The organism is Pseudotabrizicola sp. 4114 (assembly GCF_031457365.1).
GTDB lineage: Bacteria > Pseudomonadota > Alphaproteobacteria > Rhodobacterales > Rhodobacteraceae > Pseudotabrizicola.
This window is the reverse complement of the sequence record NZ_JAVDWP010000040.1, coordinates 1-3183: the sequence shown is the minus strand read 5'-3', so window position 1 is coordinate 3183 and position 3183 is coordinate 1. Positions and strand designations below refer to the sequence as shown.

The window sequence follows — 3183 nt, the reverse complement described above, 5'->3', positions numbered from 1 at the left end:
GCTTCAAGCGCCGGATGCGCGAGCCGGAAGACAAACCGCGCCCCCGCCCCGGTACGGTGTACAAGCTGCGCGACTGGAAAGTTTCGCCGGATCTGGAGTGACCATCGTCCCGACGCCGATGACCTGCCCCCCCGGAAGTTCCCCCGCTGTAATGGAGAGTCTGCCCCACCTGAGAAGGCGCAGACGACATGAAGAAAAGCCGTTTTACGGAGGCGCAAATCATCGGAATGATCAAAGAGCAGGAGGCTGGGTTGCCGACCTCCGACCTTTCCCGGAAGCATGGGCTGAGCCCGGCGACGTTCTACAAGCTGCAGGCCAAGTATGGCGGGATGGACCTGTCCGATGCCAAGAGGCTTAAGCAGCTTGAGGACGAGAATGCGAAGCTCAAGCGCCTTCTGGCCGATGCGCTGCTGGACAACGTCGTGCTGAAGGATCTGCTGGGAAAGCCCTGACGACTCCAATGCAACGGCGGGACACAGTGCTGCGCGCGATACGGGATTATCCGGTCTCTCAGCGTCGCGCCTGCGTCCTGATCGCTGTCGATCCGAAGACCGTGCGGCGCGAGAGGCCGCCCGATAACCCGGAAATCCGTGATGAGGTGCACAAGATCGCCGAGAAGCGCCGCCGCTTCGGTTATCGGCGCGTGGGCATCCTGCTGGAGCGCAAGGGCATGATCATGAACGATAAGAAGCTCTACCGAATCTACCGGGAGGAAGGGCTTTCGGTGCGCCGCGGGCGTGGTCGCAAACGGGCGCGGGGCAGCCGAACCCCGATGCCAGTGCAATTGCTTCCGAACCAGCGTTGGTCCCTGGACTTCCTGTCGGACTCCTTCGGCGCCTGCCGCAAGTTTCGCATCTTGGCCGTGAGCGACGATTGCTGCCGCGAGAACCTCGCGCTGATCGCCGACACCAGCATCTCGGGGGCCAGAGTGGCGCGGGAACTCGATGCGCTGGTCAGGATCTACGGCAAACCCAGCTGCATCGTCATCGACAACGTCCTAGCTCGGGAACAAAACGCCGTTTTGGGCGTCAGATCACGGCGCACCCGAGCGACCGGATCCCTTTTGAATAGTTGCCCAGGCGGGCTCCGCCGTCAAGAAGTGGTCTCTTCCATAGCAAATACAGGGTCGGCCTAGTTGCCGCCCTCACCGTCCTTAAGACGAGATCCTAAATCCCAAGCGGAAGGCCCGAACATTATCTACGAGGTCGCGTCATGCGCCTCCACGGCCCTTTGAGAGAGAGGTCCTTCCGCCTGGGATCACCCCCTCGAAGAAGGGGCGATAGGGTTCGCCGGATTTGATCACGGCGTGAATGGTGCGCGCCATCTTGGCGGCGATGGCTGTGTAGGCCTTGCGCCGAAGGTCCGGGTTGTGCCGGTCCTGTGCGATGTAGCGCTCGAACTTGTCGCGGAAGCTGTTGGCCTTCTTCAGAGCCGCGGTCTGCCCTGCCAGCCACAAAGTGCGGCGCAGACGGGCATTGCCATATTTGGAGATCTTGCTCCGGCCGCGGAACATGCCGGACTGGACGGTTGCCAGATCCATGCCGCAGAACTTCAGAAATTGCCGATGATGGTGGAAGCGGCGCAGATCACCTGTTTCCGCTAAGATGGTCAGGGCGTTGATCGGCCCGATGCCGGGAATGGTGCGCAGCAATTGATAGTCTGAGCGCTCGGCCAGCAATTCGACGGCACGGTCTTCGATGGCGTTACGTTGCCGGATCAGGCTTCGTCCCTCAGCCAGCATCATTCGGAACATACGGATGGCGTCTGAATCCGGCGACACGGGCAGCCCGGCAGACACCTTTGCCGTCTCGTAAATATCTGACAACAGGAGAGACTTCTCGACCTTACGCCCAACCACCTCCCAAGCAGCCTGAATGAACTCCTCCTTGGTCATGGCTGAGATCATGTGGGGTGAGGGGAACATCTCGAGGAAAGCCAGGAACCAATCGGTGCGTGAGCTGCGATGGAAACGGTCGGCTTCCGGAAAGTAGAGCGGCAGGTAATGGGTCAGGATACGGTGCCACAGCTCGGTTTTGGACCGCGAAACGGCATCATGTGTCTTGGACAATTCCTGAATGTCGTTCGTGCCAGCCACCATCGGGTCCTGGAATATCTGAACAGCGCCGATCTGCAGCATGTGCAAAATGACCTGGGCATCCTTCGGATCGTTCTTGTCCCAGCTGTTGTGCAGCGCCTCCCGCGTGCGGGCCAAGGCGACCGAAGACACGAGCTTCAGGTCGAACCCGGCAACGCCGAGATGATACATCAGCACGCGGTGACAGTTGCCGGTGGCTTCAAAGCCGATCCGGACAGGCATGTCATATTCCCGCGAAATCGCGATGAGCCGCATGAAGTCATCGGTGCTGTTGGTGATCGTCAGGCGCCGACGACGGGTCTTCCCGGGAACGGCAATCAGTACCTCGTGCCGGTGTTTGGAAATGTCGATGCCTACCAGAACACGGGCATCCGAAGTATGCTCAACCTTGGCCATGGCCGGTCTCCTCTGTGGTGTGGTTCGCAAAACCACCATAGAGATCCGAGACCCGGTTATGTCCGCCTGCTGCGCAATTATGGAGGCTGCGCAGGCGGCCATAACCTTCAACGGCGCGCTATTCCCAACATGCTATGGCACCGAGTTCACCAGCAAGGCGGTCCTGAAGTGGGCGAACGACAATAAGGTCGAGTGGCATTACATCGACCCGGGCAAGCCCCAGCAGAACGGCTACATCGAGAGCTTCAACGGCAGCCTGCGTGATGAATGCCTCAACGAAGACATCTTCGACGGCCTCGCCGATGCCCGCCGCAAGCTGGCCCTATGGCGCTACGACTACAACAATGTCAGGCCGCATTCATCGCTGGCCAACAAGACCCCGGCAGAAGGGCGCCGGGCGCTTGGGCAATCTGAGGGCTCCGCGCCCGGCGCGCTTGCCCAACCCGAAACCGACCACGATCAACCCCAAGGACTCTCATGAACGAGGGACGGCCGGGGGGCAGGTCACTACCACTGTACCTAACAACAGCCTTCCGCTGCTTCATTCCAGGGGGTAAGGAAAAACTCCGCAGTGGCGGCCCCTGTTCGGGAGGCTATGTGTTTGATCCCACGGTTTAATGGTGCGATCCTTTCTTTGGAATGGAAGGATGCCCTATGGGACAAGTTCGTCACGGCAGCGCCACGACCACGCA

1 protein-coding gene and 2 pseudogenes are annotated in these 3183 nt (G+C 60.3%); 2 read left to right on the top strand and 1 reads right to left on the bottom strand.

The window, feature by feature from the left end:
* Positions 1–188: 188 nt before the first annotated feature.
* Positions 189–994, top strand: a pseudogene (locus J2X53_RS22385) (transposase); the annotation flags it as partial.
* A 216-nt stretch (positions 995–1210) separates the two neighbouring features.
* On the opposite strand, the gene J2X53_RS22380 reads toward J2X53_RS22385, so the two are convergent.
* Positions 1211–2491: an IS110 family transposase gene (locus J2X53_RS22380; RefSeq protein WP_349039694.1), complete on the bottom strand. Its 1281-nt coding sequence runs from the start codon at positions 2489–2491 to the stop codon at positions 1211–1213.
* A gap of 136 nt (positions 2492–2627) precedes the next feature.
* On the opposite strand from J2X53_RS22380, the pseudogene J2X53_RS22375 reads away from it, so the two are divergent.
* Positions 2628–2972: pseudogene (locus J2X53_RS22375) on the top strand (integrase core domain-containing protein); the annotation flags it as partial.
* Between the last annotated feature and the right edge of the window lie 211 nt (positions 2973–3183).